Genomic DNA, 25,343 nt, shown 5'->3' with positions numbered 1-25,343 from the left:
TGGCATCGCCGTGTGTGCCACGGCTTGAATTCATGAAATGCCTGAGGGGCGGAAACGTTCCTCGGCGATCCGGTCGGCGGCGAGGTTGGTTGGCACACCCTCCGCATCGGCCCTCTTGAAGATATCCAGCAAGATATCGTGGATCCGATCCACGTGTGCGAAGGCCGCCGCCCGGTCGTAGCCATTAGCGCCGGCCTCGTGGCTGATGTTGATGACGCCACCCCCGTTGATGACGAAGTCGGGGGCGTAGAGGATGCCGCGACGGGCCAATTCCGCCCCGTGACGCGCCTCCGCCAGCTGGTTGTTCGCGGAACCGGCGACGATGGCCGCCCTCAGGCGGGGAAGGGTCCCATCATCGATCACGGCACCCAAGGCGCAGGGAGCGAAGACATCCGCATCGACATCGAAGATCCGCTCGGCCTCGACAGGCGTGGCGCCGAAGCTTACCACCGCCCGCTCGACCGCCTCGGTACGGATATCGCTGACCGAGAGGCGGGCACCCTCGGCGGCGAGTTGCCGGCACAGCTCCCAGCCGACATGGCCGAGCCCCTGGACGCTGACCCGCAACCCGTCCAGGCTGTTCCGCCTCAGCCTGTGCTGGACGGCGGCCTTGATGCCGACGAAGACACCCCGGGCCGTCGCGGGGGAAGGATCGCCACTGCCATCGCGCAAACCGGCCACATGACGCGTGACGCCGCGGATGACCGCCATGTCGTCGACGCTGGTTCCGACATCCTCGGCGATGATGTAGCGGCCGGCGAGCCGGTCGACGGCCCGGCCCATGGCCGCCATCAGGCCGGGCGTCTTGGCCGTCCGCGCGTTTCCAATGATCACGGACTTGCCGCCTCCGAAGGGAAGATCGGCCAGCGCGTTCTTGTAGGTCATGCCCCGCGACAGGCGCAGGGCATCCTCGACGGCCAGATCCTCGCTGGCGTAGTCCCACATGCGGCATCCACCCAACGCCGGTCCCCGCGAGGTGTCGTGGATCGCGATGATCGCCCTCAATCCGGTTTCTGGATCGGATGCGAAAATAATCTGCTCATGCCCATCGAAATCCCGCATTGAAAACACGGCCATGTTGTCCCCTTTCTTGTGCGGCGCAACACTATTTTGGGTGAGGGATTGAAGTCCCTGTCCTTGATGAGTATTGATGCTCTCTTGGAGACAGACAATGAGTTCTCGGAGACCTTATGGAAAAAGCAGTTTAATTATTTACGCCATTAAAGTTTAATGATAAAGGGACTTGAAACGCACAGGGCATGAAACAATCTTGCCGGAAGTTGGTAATCCTCCAATGCGGGAAACAAGATGATCTTCGAAAGGGTTGGTCATGACGGTGATCCGCGCCTGGCCTGGATCGTGCATGATGACGTGTGATTGGTGGAACGATGAGCGGTATTGGTAGGGGGGATCTCATGGCACATCGGAGCAGGGATCGGTTCGATTCCGCGGCGTCGGTCGAGCTCAAGTCGTTGACCGAGCGGATGGACGGGTTGCGCTTGGTGGCGGCACGGGTTTCCGGCGACCAGAAACTGGCTTTGGAGCGCTCCCTCGACAACCTGCGCGGCTTGCGCAATCGCTGCGAGGCGCGCTTGGAAGATGCGCGTCGGGCATCGGAGGATGCATGGTATTTGGTCAGGGTGCACGCGGAATCGGCGCTTGCCCAATTCCGTGGCGGCCTGGAGGCCATCGAGAACCAATACCACCGCATCGCGGCCTGATAAAAATACCCACGAGCGGCTTCAAACCCGGCGTCCTCAGGTTGACGCCGGGTTTTTCATGTCCGCTCGATCGTGTCCGGCCCGGCCCGGCCCGGCCCGGCCCGGCCCGGCCCAGCCCGGCGAGGTCAGCCGGCGCCCAGCCGACGCTCCAGGAAGTCCAGCCGGTCCTGTCCCCAGAAAAGCTCACCGTCCAGGACATAGGTCGGGGCGCCGAACACGCCGACAGCCAGTGCCTCCTCGTTGTAGGCGTCGCGGCGGGCCATGATCTCGTCGCTCCGGGCCCGGTCGATAAGATCCGGAGATGCTCCGTGGCGCGCCAGCAAGCCGCGCAGCGTCGCCGGATCGTCGATCACCCTATCCTCCACCCACAGGGCGTGGCCGAGGGCGGTGCACAGGCCGGGCATATCGGCGCCGGCCTCGTCCGCCGCGATCAGCGTCAGGGCGGCCAGTTCGTCCGGCTGCGGAAAGTTGACCGGCTCGACGATCAGGGGGATGCCGGTGTGCTCGGCCCAGCGCTTCAATTCCATCAGCCGGTACGCTTGACGCTGGGGAGCGCGCTTCCTCACCGGCAATCCGCCCGAGGCCGGGAAGATCCGGCCGTAATCGACCGGCAGGTATCGGATTTCGGCTCCGGCCTTGGCGGCCATCCGGTGGAACCGTTCCGATCCCAGGAAGGTCCAGGGCGACATGGGCGTGAAGTAATAGTCGATCCGTGGCGCCATGAGCGCGTTTCTCCCGCTGTGCTTTCGAGTTTGCTTTCGAGTTTCTAGGGACCCCCGGTCAAGGTGGCCCGTGCGATGGTATGGAAGCTGGTGGCGGGAACGGCAAGTCCCGTCAGCCTGCCACCCAACTTTCCGGCAGCCACGTCGAGCCCGACGATGGCCGGTCCTTCCCGTCCCATCAGGAGCAGGGGCGAGCCGCTGTCGCCGTGGGTGGCGTCGCAGGTGTGCGGCAGCAGGCCGGGTGGTGCCGCACCCGGTTGGGGCGCGCAGCCCTGGTGGATCGACAGGAGATGCGCGCGATCCTGCCCATAGCCTGCGCGGATCAGGGAGGCGTCGGCGGGAAGCGGCTCCTGTCGAATCGGCAGGGGCTCGATCGTCATCGGCTCGGCCAGTTCCACGATCGCCCAATCGGTCTTGAGGTTGGCCGCCTCGAAGGGTGCCGTGTGGTCGTACCCGGCGGCCACCGTCAGCTTGGCGGCGGTGGAATGGGCGAGATAGGCGCCACGCCGGTAGCCGGCCAGGAAATGGATGTCACCCGGACCGATCAGCCGCCCGGTACGCTTGTTGAACAGGCAATGGGCGGCGGTCAGGACGTGGCGCGGGCCGATCAGGGTGCCTGTGCAGAAACCTCCGACCGAGCGGTTGATCCGGCCAATCGCCGCCCATGGCCACTCCTGCGTGTCCAGCGGGGTGCGGTCGTCGCGTCCGAGGATGCCGGGCAGGCGCTCGCGGTCGGCGCTCGTGGCGGCCTCGCCGCGGCCCATCTGGCATGCCAGTAGGGCCGCCGCGGCGATGATGAGGGGCGCGATCATTGGAAGCACCCGCCGAACGATCAAATCCATGCCTTGCAAACGCCTTTACGCTCCTTTACCCCTATTGGCAGAATAACGCGAAAATACCCGAGGGAGGATATCCATGCGTTTCGTAGCCACCGCCACCGCCATCGCTCTCGCTGGCATGCTGTGCTCCGGCGCCGCTTTCGCCAAGACCATCACGATCAAGTTCAGCCACGTCGTGGCCGACGGCACGCCCAAGGGCCAGGGCGCGCTGATGTTCCAGAAGCTCGTCAAGGAGCGGATCGGTGATGACAAGGTCAAGGTCGAGGTTTATCCCAACTCGCAGCTGTTCGGCGACGCGAAGGAGATGGAGGCGCTGGCTCTCGGCGACGTCCAGCTGATCGCTCCCTCGCTGTCCAAGTTCGACAAGTACACCAAGCAGGTCCAGGTGTTCGACCTGCCGTTCCTGTTCGACGACATCAACGCCGTCGATCGATTCCAGGCGAGCCCCGAGGGCAAGAAGCTGCTGACCTCGATGGAGAAGAAGGGCTTCATCGGTCTCGGCTACTGGCACAACGGCATGAAGCAGATCTCTGCCAACAATCCCCTGCGCAAGCCCGAGGACGCGGCGGGTAAGAAGTTCCGCATCCAGGCGTCCGACGTGCTGCTGGAGCAGTTCAAGGCGCTGAACGCCAACCCGCAGAAGATGGCGTTCGCCGAGGTCTACCAGGCGCTCCAGACCGGTGCGATCGACGGTCAGGAGAACACCTGGTCGAACATCTACTCGCAGAAGTTCTTCGAGGTCCAGAAATACATCACCGAGAGCAACCATGGGGCGATCGACTACATGGTCGTCGCCAACACCGATTTCTGGACCGAACTGCCCAAGGACCTGCGCGCCCAGTTGGAGACGATCCTTTCCGAGGTGACGGTGCAGGTCAACAAGATGGCCGAGGAGCTGAACCAGCGCGACCGGCAGCGGATCGCCGAGAGCGGCAACACCGAGATCATCAAGCTGACCAAGGAGGAGGTCGACGCTTGGCGTAAGGCGATGTCCCCCGTCTGGGCGACCTTCGAGAAGGACATCGGCGCCGATCTGATCAAGGCCGCGAGCGCCGCCAACACGTCCAAGTGACGGTTCCGCGAAGCCCGACCCAGACCGACAGGAGCGGAACATCGTGACCCGCGTGATCAACCACCTGGAGGAGGGCTTCATCGCCTTCCTCCTGGCCGCCATGACCATCCTGACCTTCGTTCAGGTCGTCCTCCGCTACGTGTTCAACTCGGGCATCATCTGGGGCGTCGAGGCGACGTCCTACATGTTCGCCTGGATGGTGCTGTTCGGCATGTCCTATGGCGTGCGGGTCCACGCCCATATCGGCATCGACCTGCTGGTCAAGAACCTGCCCGGCGCGACGCGGCGCGTGGCGGGGTTGATCGCGATCGGGCTGTGCGTGCTCTACGCCGGCATCATGGCCTGGGGGTCCTACGCCTATATCAGCCGATTGATCCGGCTTGGCATCGAGGCCGAGGACATTCCGATCGAGCGCTGGATGCTCACGGTCATCCTGCCGATCGGCTTCGCCCTGCTGGGCCTTAGACTGTTGCAGGAGGCCTATGCGATCGTGAGCGGCCGGCGCTCGGGCTTCGAACTGGCCGACGAGGCGGCCGATGTCCTCAAGGAGCAGGGATTGAACGTCAGCTCCACGGATTTGGGTGCCACCGACCTGGATCGGAAATCACGATGACGACGGTATTCCTGTTCATCTCGCTGTTCGCCTTCATGCTGCTGGGCATGCCGATCGCGATCTCGCTGGGCTTGTCGTCGCTGTTGACGATCCTGCTGTTCGCCAACGACAGCATGGCATCGCTGTCCTTGAAGTTCTTCCAGACCTTCGAGCAGTACACCCTGCTGGCGATCCCGTTCTTCATCCTGGCCGGCTCATTCATGACGACCGGCGGCGTCGCCCGCCGCATGATCAACTTCGCCATCGCGGCGGTCGGTCACCTGCACGGTGGGTTGGCGATCGCCTCCGTCCTCGCCTGCATGCTGTTCGCCGCCGTGTCGGGGTCGAGCCCGGCCACCGTCGTGGCGGTCGGCTCCATCGTCATCACCGGCATGGTGCGGACCGGCTACACCAAGGAGTTCGCGGCCGGCGTCATCTGCAACGCCGGAACGCTCGGCATCCTGATCCCGCCGTCGATCGTCATGGTGGTCTACGCCGCCGCAACCGAAAGCTCGATCGGGCGCCTGTTCATGGCGGGCGTCATCCCCGGACTGCTGCTGGGCTTCATGCTGATGGGCGCCATCTACATCGTCGCCCGCTACAAGAAGCTGCCGCGCCAGCCGCGCGCCTCGATGGCGGAACTGGCGCGCACCGGCAAGGAGGCGATCTGGGGCCTGCTGCTGATCGTCATCATCCTGGGCGGCATCTATGGCGGCGTCTTCACGCCGACCGAAGCCGCGGCGGTGGCCGCCATCTATGGTTTCGTGGCGGCCCTGTTCATCTACCGGGACATGGGCTTCAAGGACGTTCCCAAGGTGCTGGTCGACAGCGGCCGCGTGACGATCATGCTGCTGTTCATCATCGCCAACGCCTTCCTGTTCGCCCACGTGCTGACGACGGAACAGATCCCGCAGAACATCGCGCGGAGCATCTCCGAGGCGGGCCTGGAGCCCTGGCAGTTCCTGATCGTCGTCAACATCATCCTGCTGATCGCCGGCAACTTCATGGAACCGTCGGCGATCATCCTGATCCTGGCGCCCATCCTGTTCCCGATCGCGACGCAGCTTGGCATCGATCCGATCCATCTCGGCATCATCATGGTGGTCAACATGGAGATCGGGATGGTGACCCCGCCGGTTGGCCTCAACCTGTTCGTCACATCCGGCATCACGGGGATGAGCATAATGCAGGTGGTCTGGGCCGCCTTGCCCTGGCTCGGCATCCTGTTCGTCTTCCTGATCATCGTGACGTACATCCCCTGGATCTCGCTGGCCCTGCCGGACCTGCTGTTCGGGCAGGCGGTGGTCCAATAGTCCAAAGAGCTAGGAGGTGGTGATCTCGACCGCCACCTCCTCCGGCGCGAACCGCTCCAACCCGCGGGCGCCTTCCTCGGTCAGCCGGTACTTGCCCCGGCTGACCCGCTCGAACCAGCCATAGACGTTGCGCTGGAGGATGCCCGCCGCGTTGGGCGCGTCGCCGTCGCGTCGCAGCGCCGCGACCGCCATGGGACCGTTGATCCTCAGCAGGGTGGCGCAGCGCAACGCTTCCTGGCGGTAGGCGGTCACGATCTTGACCTTTGACGACCCGCCCCGGTTGGGGTCGCCCAGCCGCCGTTCATGCTCCTTCAGAAGCAAGCGCGCGCGCTTGGCGTTGATCCGGGGCCGGTAGGGTGCCGGCTCGACCACCACGTCAACCTGAAAGCCCTTCCGGGCGGCGGGGTCCACCGTCAGCAGGCCCATGCCCAGCATGCGGCAGAGCTTCCGCACGGTCGCGTCGTTGGCGTTGGGACCGGATATTCGCCGGCCGGACGGCTTGGGCACCGCGAGGTAGACCCTGTCGGACAAGGCCAGCCGGTCGATCCCCTGGAGCACCAGCGACAGCGAGAAACGGAGTTTGAGCTCGACCAGCACGGGGGCCTCGCCGGCGCGGACCGCGACCAGATCGCAGCTCCGCACCTCGCCCTTGACGTCATATCCCTGGGCTTCGAGGAAGGCTTTGACCGGATCGTAAAGATCCACTTCGGAAGTGATGGGCAAGGCTTCTTTCCCACTGGTTGCGGACAGCCGGACAGTCGCCCGGCACTGGCGGCGCTGTCAATTCGCTCATGCCGGGACGCGCCCATCCGCAACTTTTCAAGCGCTCAGGCGTTGCCGGACGGATTGGGTTTCCGGGTCGGATCTCCGGATCGCCGCGATTGGGCGTAGGCCGAATACGCCGGTACGGTGGATGCGCGAGTGTGGTATCTGGAACTTTCGAATTTGAACTCCGTCGAACAGGCGGGCAGATCAGCTTCATGATGAACCGTTGAGATCAGAATGCCGGACTCCTCCGCTGAGATAGTGAAATTCCTCCCTTATCTGCGTCGCTACGCTCGCGCTCTTCTGGGCTCGCAAGACCGTGGTGACGAATATGTCCGGGTTTGCCTGGAAGCTTACTTGGCCGAACCCGACCGCATCGACCCCAGCGGCGACGTCCGGCTGGAGCTGTTCGCCCTGTTCCACGAGGTCTGGTCGCTGGTCGACGAGACGTTCCCGGAAGCCGTGCCCGATCTGACCGACGGCAAGACCATCCAGGGAGTGGGGCGCCTGCCGCCGCGCCAGCGTCAAGTCCTGCTACTGATCTCGCTGGAGGGGTTCTCTTTCGACGAGGCGGCCCGCATCCTCAACGCCTCGGTCGAGGAGATCCGCGTCGAGTTGGAGGCCGCCCGCGCCGAGTTGGCCAAGCAGACCTCCGTCCGCGTCCTGATCATCGAGGACGAGCCCCTGATCGCCGAGGATATCGCCGGTCTGGTCACCGACATGGGCCACAAGGTCTGCGGTTCGGCGGCACGGGAGGATGAGGCCCTGCGCCTCGCGCTGGAAACCTCACCGGAACTGATCCTGGCCGACATCCAGCTGAAGGGTGGCGACAGCGGCATCCGGGCGGTGCAGCAGATCCTGCGCTCGACCAGCCTGCCGGTCATCTTCATCACCGGCTTCCCCGAACGCTTGCTGACCGGCGAGCAGCTGGAGCCGGCCTTCCTGATCGCCAAGCCGTTCCAGCCGGAAGTGCTGCGGACAGCGATCGGCCAAGCCCTGGCGGTCCACCCGCCCCAGAAAATGAACTGAAGAGAAGCACGAAAAAATGCCCGACTCTTCTGGCAGCAACCTTCCTGGTCTGCTGAGCCGTTACCAGGACCGTATCCTGACGGACTGGATCGCCGCCCAATCCGATGTCGGCGTGCTGCGCGCCGACCTGATGCGCGAGGCGGAGATCCGGCGGCAATCCCGCAGCTTCCTGACGCATCTGATCGCGGCGACCAAGAACGGCCTGAATTTCGACATCGAGAGCGACCAGTGGCAGGATGTCCGGGACATGCTGACCGAGGTCACCAACTACCGGGTCGATCACGGCTTCACCCCGACCGAGACCGCCACCTTCATCATGGCGCTCAAGCAGCCGATATTCGAATGCCTGCGCGACCAGTTCAAGGATGATCCCAACACCCTGGTCAACGAGGCTTGGTCGGCTACGGTGCTGCTGGACAAGCTGGGGCTCTACACCAACGACATCTATCTGCGTGGCCGCGAGGACATCATCCAGCGCCAGCAGCAGGAGATGCTGGAGCTTTCGACGCCCGTCGTCCAGCTGTGGGACCGCATCGTGGCCTTGCCGCTGATCGGCACGCTCGACAGCTCGCGCGCCCAGATCGTGATGGAGAACCTGCTGGAGGCGGTGGTCGAGAGCAAGGCGGAGATCGTCATCATCGACATCACCGGCGTGCCCACGGTCGACACGCTGGTGGCCCAACACCTGCTGAAGACGGCGGCCGCCGCCAAGCTGATGGGGGCGGAATGCGTCATCAGCGGCATCCGTCCGCAGATCGCGCAGACCATCGTCCATCTGGGCGTCGAACTGCCCCAGGTCGCCACCAAGGCCGACCTGCAAAGCGCGTTCGCCCACGCGCTCAAACGAACCGGCGTCACCTTCTCGAGCCGCTGAGCGCGGCGACCCTCTCGCGGGATCCTCTCGTCATGACGCATTATCTCGAACCGTCCCGCATCCCCATCTTCCAGATCGGCGACTGCCTGCTGCTGACCATCCAGGTCGATCTGGAGGATCGCATGATCATGACGCTGAAGGACGATCTCGCCGAGCGGATCGCCAAGAGCCACGCCAAGGGCGTGCTGATCGACATCTCCGCGCTGGACGTGGTGGACAGCTTCATCGGGCGCATGCTCGCCAACATCTCGGCCATCGCCCGCATCCTCGACGCCTCCACCGTGATCGTCGGCATGCGCCCGGCGGTCGCCATCACGCTGGTCGAACTGGGAATGTCGCTCCAGGGGGTTCGGACCGCCCTGGACGTGGACCGCGGCATGGAATTGATCCGGCGGGACACCAGCGAGGAGGCCGGGCGCCTCCATGAGGCCTGAGCAGGGGAGGCCAACCCGCGGGGGAACGGACCGGGAAAGCGATGGGGCGGACGCCGCCGGTGAGGTGATCCCGATCCATACCGGTGCCGATGTCAGCCGGGTCCGCCGGGTCGCCACCGCCGCGATGGCGACCATCGGGGCGTCCAAGATCGAGACCACCCGCATGGTGACCGCCGCCAGCGAACTGGCGCGCAACACGCTTGAACACGGCGGCGGCGGCGAGATGCGGATCGCCATCGTCGGCCGTATGTCGAAACGCAAGGTGGAGATGACCTTCATCGATCAGGGGCCTGGAATTCCCGATATCCACCGGGCGCTGACTGACGGATACAGCACGGGCGGCGGGCTGGGACTGGGCCTGAGCGGCGCCAAACGCCTGTGCAAGGAGTTCGAGATCAAATCGGCTCCAGGCGAGGGAACCATAGTGAAAGTCGCGTCATGGACGGAACGGCCGTAGTTTCGGTTCCCATCCGGGAACAGACACAGGTCGCCGAGGCGCGCCGCAAGGCGGTGCAACTGGCGACCGGGGTGGGACTGGGCGAGAAGGAGAGCGCCAAGCTGGCCCTGGTCGTGACCGAGGCCGCCACCAACATCCTGCGCCATGGCGGTGGTGGGGAGATCCTGCTCGACGCGCATTCGGCGGGCGAGGATGGCGAGGTCACGGTGGTGGCGCTCGATTCCGGGCCGGGGATGGCGAATATCCAGGACTGCCTGCGGGATGGCGTCACCACCAGCGGCGACAGTCCCGGAACCGGGTTGGGCGCGATGCAGCGCCAGTCGGACCATTTCGACGTCTATTCCAAACCGGGCAAGGGCACCGTCATCATCTGCGGTATCGGCACGGCGGGACGCCAATCGCCGCTGGAGCTTCCCGGTTTGGTCACGCCCGGCCTGAGCATTGGGGTGGTCTGCCTGCCCCGCATCGGCGAGGTGGTCAGTGGGGATGGCTGGTCTGTCCGGGTGACCGATCGCGGCGCCACGCTGTTGTTGATGTGCGACGGTCTCGGACACGGGCTCGGGGCGGCGGACGCGGCGGACGCCGCCCGGGTCGGCTTCAGGCAATCGAAGGCGTTGACGCCGGAACCGTTGATGGATGACCTGCACCGCGCGCTGCGCGGCACCCGCGGCGCCGCGATCGCCGTCGTGCGGATCGATCCGGCGGAACGGCGGCTGCGCTTCGCCGGGGTCGGCAATATCGCGGGGTTCTTCCGCTGGCGCGATGGCCAAACCCGAACGGTGTCGCAAAACGGCGTCGTCGGGCATAATATGTCAAAACCGAAGGAATACGAGTATGTCTATGGCGGCGATCTGCTGGCGGTTTTCCATTCCGACGGTCTGAGCACCAAATGGGATATCGACAGCTACCCGGGTCTGGCGACAAGACACCCGATGATGATCGCGGCCGTGTTGTACCGCGATTTCAAACGGGTTCGGGACGACAACCTGATCGTCGTGCTGAAGACCAGCGCATCCTGAGCTGGCCGCTCTTCACCGTCCACATCCGCCATGACCGGGACATCGTCCATGCCCGGCAACGGGCGCGGCTGGTCGCCGACCGGCTGGGTTTCGAGGTGCCGGACCAGACCCGCATCGCCACGGCGGTGTCGGAGGTCTGCCGCAACGCCTACGCCTATGCCGGCGGCGGCAAGGCGGAGTTCCGCCTCCAGGAGACCGGCTCCAGGGTGGCGCTGGTCGTCGAGGTCGTGGACCAGGGCCCGGGCATCTCCGAGCTGGAGGACATCCTGGCCGGGCGCTACCGCTCGCGCACCGGCATGGGCCTGGGCCTGCTCGGCGCCCAGCGGCTGATGGACCGGCTGGAGATCGACACCTCGCCGGGAGGAACGTCGGTCAAGCTGACCCGGGTGTCGGCGAAGCCGTTGGACATGCCGGCTCAGGAGTTCATCGGCAAGCTGATGGACGAATTGGCCCGGCAGCAGCCGCTCGATCCGGTCGAGGAGGTCCAACGCCAGAACCAGGAGCTTCTCAGCAGCCTGAACGACCTGCGCCAGCGCGAGGAGGAGTTGCTGGAGGCGAACGCGGCGCTGCGCGCCAGCGTGGTCGAGAAGGAGGTCCTGCTGAAGGAGGTCTATCACCGGGTCAAGAACAACCTCCAGATCATCTCCAGCCTGGTCAGCCTGAAGGCGCGGAAGTCGAACAATCCCCTGGTCCGGCAGGAACTGGATGATGTCCGCAGCCGCATCCACTCCCTCAGCATCGTCCACGAGAAGCTGTACCAATCCGACGACCTTGCCAGGGTCGATCTGTCCGGCTATGTCCGCGACCTGTGCGCCCATCTGCGCACCTCGTTCACGGCGCGAGGCGACGGTCCGGAACTGGTGGTCGAGACCGAACAGGTGGCGCTGGGGCTCGACATGGCGATCCAGCTTGGCCTGCTGATCAACGAGATCGTGACCAACGCCTTCAAGCACGCCTTCCCCGACGGCGCGCGCGGCGAGATCCGCGTGTCGCTCCAGGTCATGCCCAATGAGCGGCTGCGGCTGGAGGTCAGGGACAACGGCAAGGGCATGCCGGAGGAGGCGACCGACAGCCTCGGCATGAACCTGATCCGCGCGCTGGCGACGCGGGTGGAGGGCGTGCTGGAGATCGGCGGCGGCGCGGACGGCGGTAGGGGTACGACGGTGACCGTGACGATGCCGCTGCATGGCGATTAGCGCCAGGGCTTTTCAGTTGGCTCATAGTGGCATGGTTGCCGGCAACCGTAGGTCGGGTAGAGCGCGGCGGCACCCGACAAGCAGGCGCGTCGGGAGTAGTGTCGGCTGCCGCTGCGCTACAGTCGACCTACGATCCACATCTAAGCGTGCTCCCTTAGGCCGATGATCGCGGCGAAGCCTGGCGTTCGATGGTCAGGCGGTAGCGGAAGGCGTCGCCGCGGTAGAACAGGTATTCGAAGTCGAGGGGATGGCCGTCGCGGGTGTAGGTCAGCCGCTCGATCCGGAGCAGCGGCGCGCCGCGCGGGATCTTGAGGTGCTGCGCCAGATAGTCGTCGGCGCCGGTCGCCTCGATCGCCAGTTCCGCGTTGCCCAGCGCCAAACCCAGGTCGTTCTCCAGGATCAGGAAGATGTCGCGGGTGGCGAGATCGGCCTTGGCGAGCCGGTGGCCGATCTTGAGTGGGACATAGGTGATGTCGACCGAGATCGGCGAGCGGTTGAGGAAGCGCAGCCGCTTGATCTCGACCACCGGGGTGCCGGCCGGCAGCCGAAGCTTGTCGGAGACGATGGCGTCGGCTGGGATCTCCCGCAGGTCCAGGACTTGGTTGACGGTTTCGTGCCCCGCCTCGGCCATGGCCTCCGCGAAGCCTTGGAGGCTGGATAACCCCTGATCGGCCTTGGGCTTGGAGACGAACGATCCCTTTCCGTGGATCGTGAAGATCAGGCCTTCCTTGTGCAACTCGCTCAGCGCTTGGCGGACCGTGATCCGGCTGACCGAGAAGCGTTCCCGCAAGTTGCTTTCCGACGGCAGCCGGTCGAAAGGCTTCAACTCGCCGCTCAGGATGGCGTTCCGGATCTCATCCTTGATGTGGATGTAAAGCGCGGTCGGGAATGCCTCTGCGGAAGTCATCGTGCCCAACTCCTGGTCGTTAAATGCCTATTCTTTAAACTTGCACTAACATGTCATGACGAGTTAGTTTTGTCACGCTGAAAGACAGCGCGACAGCTCGGATCGAACCGTCCAAACGGCACCGGGCCCACCTCCCAAATACCGCCGCCTTGACCGCCCGAACGGCGTCATGGGCGCGGGACGGACCGAGGAGACCACGCATGACGATATCCCTAGCACAGTCGGACCTAGCACAGTCGGGACTAGCACAGGTCGGCCGAACGCTTTTGTCCATAGGCGGCGTCGTGGCCGTCTGGTGGCTGATCGCCGCATCGGGACTGGTGAACCCCGATCTGTTCCCGACGCCCGACGCGGTCTGGCTGGCCGCCATGGACCTGTACCAGGAAGGCATCCTTCTCAGCGACATGGGCACCTCGCTGACCCGGGCGGCGATCGGTTTCCTGATCGGAGCCATCGGTGGCGTGCTGGTGGGATTGTTGACGGCGCGGACCCGCGTCATCGGCTTCGCGCTCAACCCGCTGCTGACCCTGCTGCGCCCGATCCCGGCGATAGCGCTGGTCCCGCTGGCGATCGTCTGGTTCGGCATCGGCGAGGGCTCCAAGTATTTCGTCATCGCCTACACGGTCTTCCTCGCGGTTTGGCTCAACACCCACCACGGCACCTCCAGCGTGGCGAACACCTATATCCGGGCGTCCCGCTCGCTGGGCGCCAGCACGCCGCGCGAGTTCTTCGAGGTGGTGGTTCCGGCCGCGGCGCCGCACATCGTCGCCGGTCTCCGCATGGGTGCCGCACTCGCCTTCCTCAGCCTGGTCGCCGCCGAACTGTCCGGCGCCTCGTCCGGTATCGGGTTCCGCATCCAGGAGGCCCGCCAGTTCATCCAGACCGACCGCATGTTCGTGGGATTGATCGAGCTGGGCCTGCTGGGCGCCGCCCTCGACCTGTTCTTCGTCTCGCTGAGCCGCCGGCTCGTCCACTGGGAGCACCTGTGATCATGGCCGCCAACCTCCATGACATCGCGACCTCCGGGGAGGTCGTCATCCAGGGCGCCACTATCCACTACCAGGGGCCGAACGGTCCGGTCCAGGTGTTGAGCGCCACCGACCTGACGCTGTCGTCCGGTTCGTTCACGGCCCTGATCGGTCCGTCCGGCTGCGGCAAGTCGACCTTGCTGAATGCCATCGCGGGCTTCGTGCGGCCATCGGGCGGCACCATCCGGGTCGACGGCCGCCCGGTCACCGGACCCAGCCCGGAGGTCGGCGTCGTGTTCCAGCAATACGCGCTGTTTCCCTGGTTCACCGCGCGCGGCAACATCGAGTTCGCGCTCAAGCGCTTCGGCCTGTCGCGCGCCGAGCGGCGCGAGGCCGCCTTGGAGGCGCTGGCGGAGGTGGGGCTCCACGGCAGGGCGGAAACCTATCCGGGCCAACTGTCCGGCGGCATGAAGCAGCGGGTGGCGCTGGCGCGCACGCTGGCGTCGAAGCCGAAGGTCCTGCTGATGGACGAGCCGTTCGGCGCCCTGGACGCCCAAACCCGCGTGTCGATGCACGAGCTTCTGCTGCGCGTGATGGACGCGCACCGCTCGACAGTCCTATTCGTCACCCATGATGTCGACGAGGGATTGGTGCTGGCCGACAGGGCGCATGTGATGTCCGCGACGCCCGGCAGGATCATCGACACCCTGGAATTGGGCGAGCGGCGAAACCGCTCGGTCGACAAGGTCGACACGGCCTACATCGCCAACCGCAACCGGATCATGGGCCTGCTGCGCCATCGCGAGGACGAGCCGGCCGCGGCGCTTCCCCGGCGCGCCACCGCCTGAACCCCACCGCCTGAATTCCAGCCGTTCAGAGATCGAAGGACACACCCGATGCATAGCCTGATCCGGCGATTTCTCGCCGCCGCCATCCTCATCGCGCCGACCTTGGCCCACGCCGCCGAGCCGCGCCAGCTCGTGATCGGCGGCGGCCCGATCGCCGAGGTGCCGCAATTCACCGTGGCGCTCGACCGCCAGCTTTTCCAGGAACAGGGCCTGACGGTCCAGGTGCTGCCGTTCGCGTCGGGCCGCGAGGGTTTCGAGGCGTTGATCGGCGGGCAGCTCGATCTCGTCATCATGGCCGAGTTTCCGGCCGTGGTCGGCGCCATGAGGAAGCAGGACTTCGGCATCGTGGCGCGGATCTCCCGCTACGACGCCAACCGCGTGATCACCAAGGGCGCTACCAAACCGGAGTCGATCAAGGACTTGGCGGGTCGCAAGATCGGCGTCACGGTCGGTACCAACGCGCATTTCATGCTGACCCAGGAAATGAAGAAAGCCGGCGTCACCGCCGAGATCGTCAATGTCGGTCCGCCCGACCTGATCCCGGCCCTGGTGCGCGGTGACATCGACGCGGCGGCGCCATTCCCGTCCTTCTACGCCGGGGCCAAGCGGACGCTGGGTGACCAGTACCAGGAGATCATGGCGACGAGCTACGGGACCAATTTCGTTCTGGCGGCGACCCGGAAGCTGATCGACGGCGATCCCGCCGCGATCGGGAAGGTGCTGACGGCGTTGCTCAAGGCCGAGGCGTCGATCGAGGCCGATCCCGCCGCCGCGAAGGAGACCGTCGCGCGTGTCGCCGGCCGGGTGCTGTCGCCGGCGGCCATCGCGGCGAGCTGGCCGGAATACCAATACCGTGTCAGCCTCAACGACGAACTGCTCGACCTGCTGGTCCAGGAGGGCGAATGGATCGCGGAGCGGCGCATGATCAAGAATGTCGAGCCGACCCGGGAGCTTTTCCGCGGCGCGCTCGCCACCGGCCCGCTGGCCGCGGTGGCGCCGGACCGGGTGTCGCTCAAGTGACGCCGGTTTCCGTGACGCCGGAACACCTCGCGGCCGCGCGCCTACTGCTGGTGCCGGACCAGGTCATGCTGCGGGCCGGGCCGGTCGCTGGTCACGCCATCCTGGTGGCGGAGGGCCGCTTCGCCGATGTCGGTCGCGCGGCGGATCTGACCGCGCGCCATCCGGACGCCACCCGGGTCGATCTGCCGGGCGCCGTCGTGATGCCGGGCTTCATCGACGCGCACCACCACCTGACGCAGTCCTTCGGCAAGGCACTGGCGTTCGGCGAGCCGTCCGAGATCTTCCGCCGGGTCTGGGTGCCGCTGGAGGGTGCCCTGGACGCCGAGATGCTGCATCTGGCCGGCAAGTTGGCGGCGCTGGAATCGCTGCGCGGCGGCTTCACCACCGTGGTGGACGCGGGAACCCGTGCCGATGGTGGGCTGGAACCGCTCGCCGAAGCGGTCACCGAGGCGGGTCTGCGATGCGTCCTCGGCCTGATCTGCAACGACTTGGGTGGCGCCGCCCGGACCGACGACCGCGCCACCATCCTGGCACGCGCCGAGGCGCATCTCGCCGGCTGGTCCGACAATGACCTGATCCACCCTTCGCTGGCGATCTCCATCCCGGAGGTGGCGTCCGACGACATGCTGCGCACCGTGGCGGCCCTGTGCGGCGAGGCGGGCTCCATCTTCCAGACCCATGTCAACGAGCATCTGGTGGCTGTGGAACGTTCCCTGGTGGCGCGGGGGCAACGGCCCCTGGAACATCTCCACGCGGTCGGGGCGCTTGGTCCCCAGACCGTGATCGCGCACGGCACTCTGGTCACGCCGCACGAGCTGACCCTGCTGCGCGATACCGGCACCGCCGTCGCCTATAATCCGGTCGCGACGCAGTGGAAGGGCAACGCGGTGGCTCCGGCGACCCTGATGCACGCGCTGGGCATCCGTTTCGGCCTGGGCACCGACGGGACGCGCAGCGACGCCTTCCGGCTGCTTGACGCGGCGGAGGCGACCCAGCGGCTGGCCTTCGGTTTGGAGACCGGCGACTTCTCCTGCGGTGGCGGCTGGCCCTGGCTTGACCACGCCACCACCGGAGGTGCCGAGGCGGTCGGCCTGGGGGCGGTGACTGGCGAGATCGCCGTGGGCAAGGCGGCGGATTTCCTGATCGTCGACATCGACGTGCCGGAACTGGTCCCATCGCGCGACCTCGTCTGGGAGCTGACCCGGCTTGGCAACCGCGACCAGATCACCGCCGTGTTCGTCGCCGGGCGGCTGCGGCTGTGGCAGGGTTGGCCGGTCGATTGGGACGGCAGGGCCCTGGTGCGCGAGGTCGCGCGCCGGGCCGAGGCGGCCATCGCGGCGGCCCCCATCCAGAAGATCCACCCGTCCTCGACCGAGCACCGCGCCCGTCACGCGGGTGACGCCTCATGACGCTGGGCGCGTTCGCGATCATCGCCGCGGCGGTCGTGCTGGCGGCTTTCGTGCAGGGCATGATCGGGGTGGGGTTCGCGCTGATCCTGGTGCCCGTGGTGGCGCTGGTCGATCCAACCCTGCTGCCGTCGCTCGTGCTGGCGCTGATGATCCCGCTGAACATCTACGTCCTGTGGCGGGAGCGAGCATCCCTGGACTGGCGGGGAACGGGATGGATCACGGCGGGGCGTCTGGTCGGCACCTTCGGCGGGCTGGCGGTGCTGCTCGTGCTGGTGCCCTGGCAACTCGACATGCTGGTCGGCGCCTTGACGATCGCGGCGGTGCTGGTGACGCTGGCGATGCCGGTCTTCACCTTGCGTCCGGTCAACTTCCTCGGCGCCGGCCTCGTCAGCGGCATCACCGAAACCGCCACGGGGATCGGTGGTCCGCCGCTGGCGCTGCTCTACCAGCACCAATCCGGTCCGGTGCTGCGCGCCACCCTGGCGGCCTGCTTCCTGGTCGGGCAGATCTTCTCGCTGATCGCCCTGGTGGCGGTCGGGCAGGTGGCGCCGTCCCAGCTCTCCGCGGCGTTGCTCCTGATCCCCGCGCTGGCCGGCGGCGCCTGCCTCAGCCACCTGTCGCACCACTTGGCCAATGGCGCTTTGTTGCGCCGGCTGGTTCAGGCCTTCGCGGTGATCTCGGGGCTGGTCCTGATCGCGCGGAGCCTGGGGGCGGCCTAGGGTGGTAATCCGCACGAGCGGTCCGCGCGCGAAAAACTGTCACGCATGATCGTTAGCTTCCGCCATCCCTAGAAAAACGGAACGGGAGCATCCGCGACATGTCCAAATTCGAAACGACCCAGCGCTGGGTCTCGCGCCGATCCTTCCTGTACAACAGCGCGCTGGCCGGTGGCGGCTTGCTGGTCGCGGCGTCGTCGGCTGGACGGGCGCTGGCCCAGGCGCCGGCCATCATCACGGCGGACAGCAGGCGCATCGCGGTCCCTTACGGCGTTCAGGCCGGGGACATCACGGCGGGCCGGGCGATCGTCTGGAGCCGCGCCGACCGCGCGGCCCGAATGATCGTGGAGGTCGCGACCACCGAGAGCTTCAAGAACGCCAAGCGGATCAGTGGACCGGTCGCGGTCGCCGACACCGACTACACCGCGCGGATCGACCTGTCGGGTTTGCCCGAAGGCCAGCGGCTGTTCTACCGCGTCAGCTTCCAGGACCTGTCCGACCTCAAGAGCTTCAGCCAGCCGATCACCGGCCAATTCCGCACGCCGGCCGCCGACGGCACCGCCCGCTTCGTGTGGTCGGGCGACACGGCGGGGCAGGGCTATGGCATCAACCCCGATTTCGGCGGCATGCGGATCTACGAGGCGATGCGGAAGGTGGAGCCGCATTTCTTCATCCATTCCGGCGACACGATCTACGCCGACGGCCCGATCCCGGAAACCAAGGAAACGCCCCAAGGCGTCTGGCGGAACCTGACGACCGAGGCGAAGTCCAAGGTCGCCGAGACGCTGGAGGATTTCCGGGGCGCCCACGCCTATAACCTGATGGACGAAAACCTGCGGCGCTTCAACGCCGAGGTGCCGATGTACGCCCAGTGGGACGACCACGAAACCACCAACAATTGGTACTGGGAAAAGCGCATGGACGCCGACCAGCGCTACAAGGAGAAGAGCGTCGCGGTTATGGCGGCCAATGGCACGCGGGCCTTCATGGAATACATGCCGATTCGGCAGGACGCGACAAATCGTGACCGAATCTATTCCAAGTTCTCGCACGGCCGGCATCTGGACGTGTTCCGCCTGGACATGCGCAGCTATCGGGCGGCCAACAGCGCCAACACCCAGGCCGAACAGGGACCGGAGACCACCTTCCTGGGGGCGGAGCAGATCCGCTGGCTGAAACAGGAACTGCTGGCGTCGGACGCGACCTGGAAGGTGATCGCCGCCGACATGCCGATCGGCCTGATCGTCTACGACAACGGCACCGCCAAGACCGGCTCCGAAGCCATCGCCCAGGGCAACGGCCCGGCCTTGGGCCGCGAGCTGGAGATCGCCGACCTGCTGAGCTTCATCCGGCGCAACAACATCCGCAACACGGTGTGGCTGACCGCCGACGTCCACTACACCGCCGCCCACTACTACGATCCGAACAAGGCCAAGTTCCAGGACTTCGAACCGTTCTGGGAGTTCGTCTCCGGCCCGCTCAACGCCGGCACCTTCGGCCCGAACGAGCTTGACGACACGTTCGGGCCGCAGCTGATGTACGTCAAGGCGCCGCCGGACGGGCAGACCAACCTGGCTCCGTCGGCCGGGATGCAGTTCTTCGGTCAGGTCGACATCGACGCCGACGGCGTCATGCTGGTGACGCTGAAGGACCTGGACGGCCAGAGCCTCTACACCAAGGAACTGACGCCGGTGGCGTGACGCCCTCGGCGTTTCACGACGGCCTCGGGTGAAGGACGCGGTCAGGGAAATTGTCTCCCTGGCCGCGTCGTTGGGCTTTGGGTTGTCAGATTGTGGTCAGGCTGCGCGGCGATGGTGGGGACGCTTAGTCCTCTTCATGCCGGGAATAATCATGAGCGTGTTCCGCGCCGCAGCCATCCTGGGACTGTCCGTCCTGGTCTCCAGTTCCGTTCTGATCCCCACGTCCTCGCGGGCCCTGCAAGCGCCAAAGGCGGCGCTCGACTTCACCGTGCTCAGGAACGGCGACGAGGTCGGCACGCAAAAATTCCGGTTCCAGCCTGCCGCCGAGGGGCTGAACGTCGCCGTCGACACCAACATCGTGGTCAAGTTCGCGCTCATCCCGGTCTACCGGTTCGAGCATCACGCCGAGGAGGTCTGGCGCGGTGATCAACTGGTGTCGCTGGTGTCGTCGACCAACGACGATGGCACCCGCCACACCCTCAAGGTCACCGCCGGCGCGTCCCAGCTCGACATCGAGGGCGACGGCAAGACCTCGCGGATGCCGGGTGCCAGCATTCCCGCGAGCCTGTGGAACCCCGCGACCGTGTCCCAATCCACCCTGCTGAACACGCTGGTCGGCGACGCCATGGCGGTGCGGCTGATCGACATGGGCGAGGAGGTGGTCAGCGTCCACGGCGCGAAGCGGCCGGCCCGGCATTACGCCATGACCGGCGATCTGGCGCGCGAGCTTTGGTACGACGCGGCCGGCTCACTTGTGAAGGTGCGTTTCAAGGCCAAGGACGATTCCGACATCCAATACGTCCTCAACTGATGGACCGGGTCAATGGCATGCCGATGCTTCTCCCGTTGGTCGAGGAAAACGACCGCGGGATGGAAGCCCGTAAGGTTGGCGTCAGGTGGTTCGAGCAGGATGCCTCCATCGATGGAGGTGGTGAATGATTTTCATAGTGGCCGACCGCGAGCATCCTGAACGGGACCGGCTCGAACGAACCGTCCGGTCGGTATTCCTAGCCGAGTATGGCGCCCATGTTCCCTCGTTCCCGAACCGCTTGGTCGCGGCACTCTCCGACGATGGCCAACCGCAGGCGGTCGCCGGCCTGCGCTTCGCCGAGGACGGCTTCTTCTCGGAAACCTACCTGGAAGACACCGCCGAACGGGTACTTGGCCGGGTGCTCGGGCGGATCGTGCGCCGCGACGAGATCGTGGAGTTCTCCAGCCTCGCCGCCGTGCGGTCGGGGGCCGCGATGCCGCTTGTCGGAGCGGCGATCCGACTATGCCTCGAAGCGGGCGCCGGTTTCGGCATGTTCACCGCGACCCATCGATTGCGCGCCCTGCTGCGCCGCTTCGGGTTGGTGACGGTCGATCTCGGCCCCGCCGCGCCGGAGAGGGTCGCCGACGCCAGCGTCTGGGGCCGCTACTACCTGCATGATCCCCGCATCCTGGTGGTCTCCGCCGACACCTTGCCATCCGCTTGCCTGCCGCCGGCGATCCCTTCCCTGGATGTCCCCAAACTGGAAATCCGTCATGCGTGAGGTCCTGAACGCCATCCGCGCGACCGCCGCGCGGGATCCCGACCGGATCGCGGTGACCCATGGGGACGCCGCCATCACCTATGGCGACCTGGCGGTCTCGATCGCCAGCGTCGCCGGCGCTCTGATCGACAGCCCGGCGATCGTCGGGACACTGATGCCGCGCGGCATCCCCGCCATCGTCATCGACTTGGCCCTGGCCTCGCTGGGCCGGACCATCGTTCCACTGCCGGAATTCTTCTCGGTCGAGCAATGGCGCCACATCGCCGCCGACGCCGCGGTGGGCGCCGTGGTGTCGGTGGCGCCCCTGGATGGGCGGGCCCGGGAGCTCGGCCTGCCGGTTCTCTTGGCCGGAGACCATGATGGGCCGGCCGTGATCGAGAACCACCCCAGCCGCAGGGTGATCTACACGTCCGGTACGACCGGCAAGCCCAAGGGCGTCGTGCTGGAGGAAACCGCCCTGTCCGCCAGCCTGACCGGGTTGGAGCGGGCGGTGCTCCCGGAAGCCGCGGACATCCACCTGTCGGTGCTGCCGTTCTCGCTGCTGCTGGAACAGTTGGCGGGCATCCTGCTGCCCCTCAAGGCCGGTGCCCGGATCCACATCGTCGACCAGCCCCAACTGGCCCCGGTGGAGGCCGAGCGGGTCCGGCCGACCACCACGGTGCTGGTGCCGGACCTGCTGGCGGGCTGGGCCGGATGGCTGCGACAGACGGGACGGAAGGCTCCAGGCTCGCTGCGCTTCGTCGCGGCCGGTGGCGCCCCGGTCGGAACCGGATTGGCCGACCTGGCCTGGAGCGTTGGCCTGCCGGTCCACGAGGGCTATGGCTTGTCGGAATGCTGCTCGGTGGTCGCGGTCAACCGTCCCGGCCAGCGCCGGGCCCGGACCGTCGGCCGCCCGCTCGACGGTGTCACCGTCACCATCGATGACGGCGAGATCGTCGTCAGCGGCCCGACCGTCATGAGCGGCTATCTGGGCGGCGCCTCGGCCGGCGGCGTCTGGCGGACGGGTGATCTCGGCCGGCTGGACGCCAACGGCGATCTGGTGGTGTTCGGCCGCAAGGACGATGTGGTGGTCACCGCCAATGGCCGCAACATCCATCCCGAATGGATAGAGCCCATGCTGCTGGCCGACCCCGGCATCCGCCGCGCCGCCATCATCGCCGGCCGATTGGGTGTCAGGGCGGTGCTGGTGACCGCGGATGGTGCGACCTCGCCGGACGGGTGGCTGGCGCGGACGCGGGACTTGACCGCATCCGCCCCCGATTACGCCAAACCCGCCGAGGTGACGCTGATCTCCCCGGAGCGGGCCCAATCCCATGATCTCTTCACTCCGGATGGCCGCCCCCGGCGGCGGCGCATCGCGCGGTTTCTCTCAGAGGCGAGCATGAAATTCCACGACACCCTGATCCAGGCGACCACGCCGGAACGCCAAAACTTCATGTCCATCCCGGTGATCGCCGAGGCCGTCGCCCACGGCGTCGACATGTCGCTGTACCTGGCCTTCCTCAACAGCGCCTATCACCATGTCCGCCACACCGTCCCGCTGCTGCGGACCGCGTTGGCCGCCTGCGGACCGGAGGACGCCGCCCTGGCCGAGGGGTTGCGGGCCTATATCGACGAGGAGACCGGCCACGAGGAATGGATCCTGAACGACATCGAGGCGCTTGGCGGTGATGGCGAGGCCTCGCGCCACGCCCGGCCACCGCGCGCGGTGCGGGTCATGGTCTCGTACGGCTACCGGCTGATCGAGGAGGAGGGACCCCATGCGCTGCTCGGCATGGTCCATGTGCTGGAGGGCATGTCGGTCGCCTTGGCCGTCGCCGCCGCCGAGGCGATCAAGGCCCGCCTGGCGCCAGCCGGGGAGGGTGGCTTCAGCTATCTGATGTCACATGGCGGGCTGGATGTCGGTCATGTCGACGACTTCGCGCGGTTGCTCGACGCCATCGACGAACCGCGCCACCGCGCCACCGTCATCGCCGCCGCCAAGGACTTCTACGTCCTGTACGGCGACGTTTTCCGGGAGATAGCGGCGGCGCGGCCGGGTGAGGCTTCCCATGCGGCTTGATGGCGCGGTCGCCTTGGTGACGGGGGCGGGTTCGGGGATCGGCAGGGCCATCGCGGTCGAATTGTCGCGGCGCGGCGCGATCCCGATCCTGCTGGGACGCGATGTCGCGGCCTTGGAGGGAACGCGCGCCGGTTTGGCCGATCCGGCGCGGGGCGGCGTGCTGCGGCTGGACTTGGCCGATCCGGGGTCGCGCGCCGGGATCGTGGCGAGCGTGATGGGAATGGCGGATCGGCTGGACCTGCTGGTCAACAACGCCGGCGTCGTCGAGGCCGGTCCCGTCGAGGATCAGGACGAGGAGGTCTGGCGCCGCATGATCGAGGTCAACCTGCTGGCCCCGATGAGCCTGACGCGGCATCTGCTGCCGTCGCTGAGGGCGTCGGGGCAGGGCCGGGTGGTCAATATCGGCTCGATGTTCGGCGACATCGCGTTTCCCTACTTCGCGGCCTATTCCGCCACCAAGTTCGGCCTGCGCGGGTGGTCGGAGGCCCTTCGCCGCGAGCTGGCGGATCAGGGGGTCGGCGTCACCTACTGCGCGCCGCGCGGCACCAGGACCGCCGCCGCCGAGGGCTTCGCGCGCTATGTCCAGGCGTTCTCGATGCGGCTCGATCCTCCGGAGACGGTGGCGAAGCGGATCGTGGCCGGCATCGCCGCCGATGCGCGGGACGTCTATCCCCAGGGGCCGGAACGGCTGTTCCTCCTGGCCCAGCGCCTGTTCCCCAAGGGTGTCGACGGCGGTCTGCGCCGCCAGACGATCGCCGCCGCGAAGCCCTAGGCTCCGAGTAAAGTCACCGGCTGGAAGGCTCCAATTCGAAAGGTGGTTCTTCCGTGCCGGTGAGCCCGACAGGTGCGGTTTGAGGAGCCTCGTGCGTGCTGGTCGTTTCCACCGGCGTTGCGCGGGGCTCACGCTTGAGCGGCTTGGGAGGAGGTTCGGAAAATTCGACGACTTTCTTACCGTCGAATACATGGAGGTCCGGCTTCATGAGGGCGTCCCTGATGGATTCCCATCGGTACAGCAACATGGCGGCTCGCTGATGCAAACATATCCTCATGACTTCGGTCGTGCAGATGACAACTGGAAAGCCGAGGCTGCGCCATGAAGCAATCTTAGCGGAGTTGTCCTTGAACTGATGGTCGCCGCTTAGGATTGACCATCCATGCTCTTTCGCCTTCCTCTTCCAATCCTCTCGGGATCGCTCCGCGAAATATTCGACGTTCACGTGGGAGATGACGTCTTTGGAGAACCGCGACCGCAAGATTGGCGTCAAGCCCGATGCCAAATCCTGTGGGAGGAATTCATCCAATAGAAAGTTCACGCTTGCTTTCTCTGCTTCTTCACGAGCGATAACTCGAACCCGGCCGCCAAGCGCGCGATTTGGAGAGGCACGTGGAATTGCATGGCGGCGGCTTCCACTCCATCCGCTTCGACCGCCAAAGCGAGAGCGGATGTTGGGATGAGTTCCTTGGAGATCACAGGCTCACCAAAGGAAAGCAAGGGCGAAACGGTGATCTCGTTTTCCCAACCTTTCGGAATCCAACTATGCGGCAGGTCCGACGAGCCATAGTCGAGATCGATCAGTTCGGGCTGGATCACCTCGGCCATCAGACATTGCTGGGTCGCCGCGTCCACGAGGACCCCTTCATCCTTGATCTCCACCGCCAATGACGTGGGTATCAGGCGTGGAGCGAATTTCTTGTTGACCAAATAATGTGGCATGCCTTGGGTGAGATTACGCCACCCCTTGATGCAGGCGCGAATTTTGGGTCGCTTGATCCGGCCATTCTCGATCATGGCTCGGATGATCTTCAGTTCCATCAAGTCGAGGAATGAGACCGAGGCATCCTCCCTCGGATCGTCGATCGTCGGACGCCAAATCGGCGCTATCTCGCGGCTGATGCCATTGACGACCCGACGCTGAGGCATCATCCAGCTTCGAAGCTGTCGAGACGACAAGCCGAGCAGCCCCGCGGCCCTTGGAACGCTGTAAATTCGTCGTTCCAGAAGCGAGTGGTCGATGCTTGTCATGGTTCCTTTCCGGCGAAAGTCGCGGTTACGGCTCACATGCGCGAAAACCTGTCACCCTTGTTCACAACTTATTTCCGGAAGTGAATTGTGTCGAGAAAATTCCTTTAAAATGCCACTGGCTCGGG

27 protein-coding genes are annotated in these 25,343 nt (G+C 65.9%); 20 read left to right on the top strand and 7 right to left on the bottom strand.

What is annotated here, in order from left to right; all coding sequences use genetic code 11:
• Positions 1–30: 30 nt before the first annotated feature.
• Positions 31–1,062: a Glu/Leu/Phe/Val family dehydrogenase gene (locus N825_RS06675; RefSeq protein WP_281174353.1), complete on the bottom strand. Its 1,032-nt coding sequence runs from the start codon at positions 1,060–1,062 to the stop codon at positions 31–33.
• A gap of 353 nt (positions 1,063–1,415) precedes the next feature.
• Here N825_RS06675 and N825_RS06670 point away from each other — a divergent pair, with 353 nt between their 5' ends.
• Positions 1,416–1,721, top strand: coding sequence for a sll1863 family stress response protein (locus tag N825_RS06670; protein WP_157619013.1), 306 nt, complete (start codon positions 1,416–1,418; stop codon positions 1,719–1,721).
• Positions 1,722–1,846: 125 nt separating this feature from the next.
• Here the strand turns inward: N825_RS06670 and N825_RS06665 are convergent, their stop codons facing one another.
• Together N825_RS06665 and N825_RS06660 are read right to left on the bottom strand one after the other, a co-directional pair.
• Positions 1,847–2,443 carry a 2-hydroxychromene-2-carboxylate isomerase gene (locus N825_RS06665; protein ID WP_037448493.1) on the bottom strand — a complete coding sequence of 199 codons (597 nt, stop codon included), beginning with the start codon at positions 2,441–2,443 and terminating at the stop codon, positions 1,847–1,849.
• Between the two features lie 44 nt (positions 2,444–2,487).
• Positions 2,488–3,255: a trypsin-like serine peptidase gene (locus N825_RS06660; RefSeq protein ID WP_198038203.1), complete on the bottom strand. Its 768-nt coding sequence runs from the start codon at positions 3,253–3,255 to the stop codon at positions 2,488–2,490.
• 103 nt (positions 3,256–3,358) lie between these two features.
• Between N825_RS06660 and N825_RS06655 the strand changes: the two genes are divergently transcribed.
• Genes N825_RS06655 through N825_RS06645 form a run of 3 tightly spaced genes read left to right on the top strand, consistent with a single transcriptional unit; the run spans position 3,359 to position 6,259 of the window.
• Complete coding sequence (locus N825_RS06655; protein ID WP_037448490.1) at positions 3,359–4,354, top strand: TRAP transporter substrate-binding protein; 996 nt, start codon at positions 3,359–3,361, stop codon at positions 4,352–4,354.
• 43 nt (positions 4,355–4,397) lie between these two features.
• Positions 4,398–4,967, top strand: coding sequence for a TRAP transporter small permease (locus N825_RS06650; RefSeq protein ID WP_245613025.1), 570 nt, complete (start codon positions 4,398–4,400; stop codon positions 4,965–4,967).
• Positions 4,964–6,259 (top strand): TRAP transporter large permease, encoded by a 1,296-nt coding sequence (locus tag N825_RS06645; protein ID WP_037448484.1) that lies wholly within the window; start codon positions 4,964–4,966, stop codon positions 6,257–6,259. The genes N825_RS06650 and N825_RS06645 overlap by 4 nt, the downstream gene beginning before the upstream one ends.
• Positions 6,260–6,268: 9 nt before the next feature.
• Here N825_RS06645 and N825_RS06640 read toward each other — a convergent pair whose 3' ends face one another.
• On the bottom strand, positions 6,269–6,982 hold the full coding sequence (locus tag N825_RS06640; RefSeq protein WP_084164435.1) for a DUF2161 domain-containing phosphodiesterase: 714 nt from the start codon (positions 6,980–6,982) through the stop codon (positions 6,269–6,271).
• Between the two features lie 279 nt (positions 6,983–7,261).
• Here N825_RS06640 and N825_RS06635 point away from each other — a divergent pair, with 279 nt between their 5' ends.
• From N825_RS06635 to N825_RS40245, 6 genes are read left to right on the top strand one after another with little or no spacing between them, the layout of a single operon-like run.
• A complete protein-coding gene (locus tag N825_RS06635; RefSeq protein ID WP_037448481.1) occupies positions 7,262–8,053 on the top strand; it encodes a response regulator in 792 nt (263 codons plus the stop codon).
• Positions 8,054–8,069: 16 nt separating this feature from the next.
• Entirely contained in the window at positions 8,070–8,927 is an 858-nt protein-coding gene (locus tag N825_RS06630) for an STAS domain-containing protein (RefSeq protein WP_037448479.1), read from the top strand.
• Between the two features lie 32 nt (positions 8,928–8,959).
• Positions 8,960–9,361 carry an STAS domain-containing protein gene (locus N825_RS06625; RefSeq protein ID WP_037448476.1) on the top strand — a complete coding sequence of 134 codons (402 nt, stop codon included), beginning with the start codon at positions 8,960–8,962 and terminating at the stop codon, positions 9,359–9,361.
• Positions 9,351–9,818 (top strand): ATP-binding protein, encoded by a 468-nt coding sequence (locus tag N825_RS06620; RefSeq protein ID WP_084164433.1) that lies wholly within the window; start codon positions 9,351–9,353, stop codon positions 9,816–9,818. The genes N825_RS06625 and N825_RS06620 overlap by 11 nt, the downstream gene beginning before the upstream one ends.
• Entirely contained in the window at positions 9,800–10,837 is a 1,038-nt protein-coding gene (locus tag N825_RS06615; protein ID WP_037448471.1) for an ATP-binding SpoIIE family protein phosphatase, read from the top strand. Before N825_RS06620 ends, N825_RS06615 begins: the two co-directional genes overlap by 19 nt.
• Positions 10,831–12,033, top strand: coding sequence for a sensor histidine kinase (locus N825_RS40245; protein ID WP_281174352.1), 1,203 nt, complete (start codon positions 10,831–10,833; stop codon positions 12,031–12,033). The genes N825_RS06615 and N825_RS40245 overlap by 7 nt, the downstream gene beginning before the upstream one ends.
• A 154-nt stretch (positions 12,034–12,187) precedes the next feature.
• Here N825_RS40245 and N825_RS06605 read toward each other — a convergent pair whose 3' ends face one another.
• The gene (locus tag N825_RS06605; protein ID WP_037448840.1) at positions 12,188–12,940 is read right to left on the bottom strand and encodes a GntR family transcriptional regulator; all 753 of its coding nucleotides are present in this window, start codon (positions 12,938–12,940) and stop codon (positions 12,188–12,190) included.
• A 200-nt stretch (positions 12,941–13,140) separates the two neighbouring features.
• Here N825_RS06605 and N825_RS06600 point away from each other — a divergent pair, with 200 nt between their 5' ends.
• From N825_RS06600 to N825_RS06555, 10 genes are all read left to right on the top strand, one after another.
• Positions 13,141–13,929: an ABC transporter permease gene (locus N825_RS06600; protein WP_037448468.1), complete on the top strand. Its 789-nt coding sequence runs from the start codon at positions 13,141–13,143 to the stop codon at positions 13,927–13,929.
• A gap of 2 nt (positions 13,930–13,931) precedes the next feature.
• Entirely contained in the window at positions 13,932–14,756 is an 825-nt protein-coding gene (locus tag N825_RS06595; protein WP_051511637.1) for an ABC transporter ATP-binding protein, read from the top strand.
• A gap of 48 nt (positions 14,757–14,804) precedes the next feature.
• Complete coding sequence (locus tag N825_RS06590; protein ID WP_037448465.1) at positions 14,805–15,776, top strand: ABC transporter substrate-binding protein; 972 nt, start codon at positions 14,805–14,807, stop codon at positions 15,774–15,776.
• Entirely contained in the window at positions 15,773–17,185 is a 1,413-nt protein-coding gene (locus N825_RS06585) for an amidohydrolase family protein (protein ID WP_051511636.1), read from the top strand. The genes N825_RS06590 and N825_RS06585 overlap by 4 nt, the downstream gene beginning before the upstream one ends.
• Positions 17,182–17,904 (top strand): sulfite exporter TauE/SafE family protein, encoded by a 723-nt coding sequence (locus tag N825_RS06580; protein WP_037448462.1) that lies wholly within the window; start codon positions 17,182–17,184, stop codon positions 17,902–17,904. The genes N825_RS06585 and N825_RS06580 overlap by 4 nt, the downstream gene beginning before the upstream one ends.
• Before the next feature lie 98 nt (positions 17,905–18,002).
• Entirely contained in the window at positions 18,003–19,601 is a 1,599-nt protein-coding gene (locus tag N825_RS06575) for an alkaline phosphatase D family protein (protein WP_037448459.1), read from the top strand.
• A 151-nt stretch (positions 19,602–19,752) separates the two neighbouring features.
• A complete protein-coding gene (locus N825_RS06570; protein WP_051511635.1) occupies positions 19,753–20,412 on the top strand; it encodes a DUF6134 family protein in 660 nt (219 codons plus the stop codon).
• Between the two features lie 124 nt (positions 20,413–20,536).
• The gene (locus N825_RS36240) at positions 20,537–21,133 is read left to right on the top strand and encodes a thermostable hemolysin (RefSeq protein ID WP_051511634.1); all 597 of its coding nucleotides are present in this window, start codon (positions 20,537–20,539) and stop codon (positions 21,131–21,133) included.
• Positions 21,126–23,195, top strand: a complete 2,070-nt coding sequence (locus N825_RS06560) for an AMP-binding protein (RefSeq protein ID WP_037448456.1) — start codon at positions 21,126–21,128, stop codon at positions 23,193–23,195. The genes N825_RS36240 and N825_RS06560 overlap by 8 nt, the downstream gene beginning before the upstream one ends.
• A complete protein-coding gene (locus N825_RS06555) occupies positions 23,185–23,967 on the top strand; it encodes an SDR family NAD(P)-dependent oxidoreductase (protein WP_037448453.1) in 783 nt (260 codons plus the stop codon). The genes N825_RS06560 and N825_RS06555 overlap by 11 nt, the downstream gene beginning before the upstream one ends.
• 13 nt (positions 23,968–23,980) lie before the next feature.
• Here the strand turns inward: N825_RS06555 and N825_RS06550 are convergent, their stop codons facing one another.
• Together N825_RS06550 and N825_RS06545 are read right to left on the bottom strand one after the other, a co-directional pair.
• Positions 23,981–24,508 (bottom strand): PIN-like domain-containing protein, encoded by a 528-nt coding sequence (locus N825_RS06550; protein ID WP_037448450.1) that lies wholly within the window; start codon positions 24,506–24,508, stop codon positions 23,981–23,983.
• Entirely contained in the window at positions 24,505–25,218 is a 714-nt protein-coding gene (locus tag N825_RS06545; protein ID WP_157619012.1) for a hypothetical protein, read from the bottom strand. Before N825_RS06545 ends, N825_RS06550 begins: the two co-directional genes overlap by 4 nt.
• Between the last annotated feature and the right edge of the window lie 125 nt (positions 25,219–25,343).

This window comes from Skermanella stibiiresistens SB22 (genome assembly GCF_000576635.1).
Classification (GTDB): Bacteria; Pseudomonadota; Alphaproteobacteria; order Azospirillales; family Azospirillaceae; genus Skermanella; species Skermanella stibiiresistens.
Note: the sequence above shows the minus strand (reverse complement) of the source record. Positions and strands in the feature narration are given on the sequence as shown.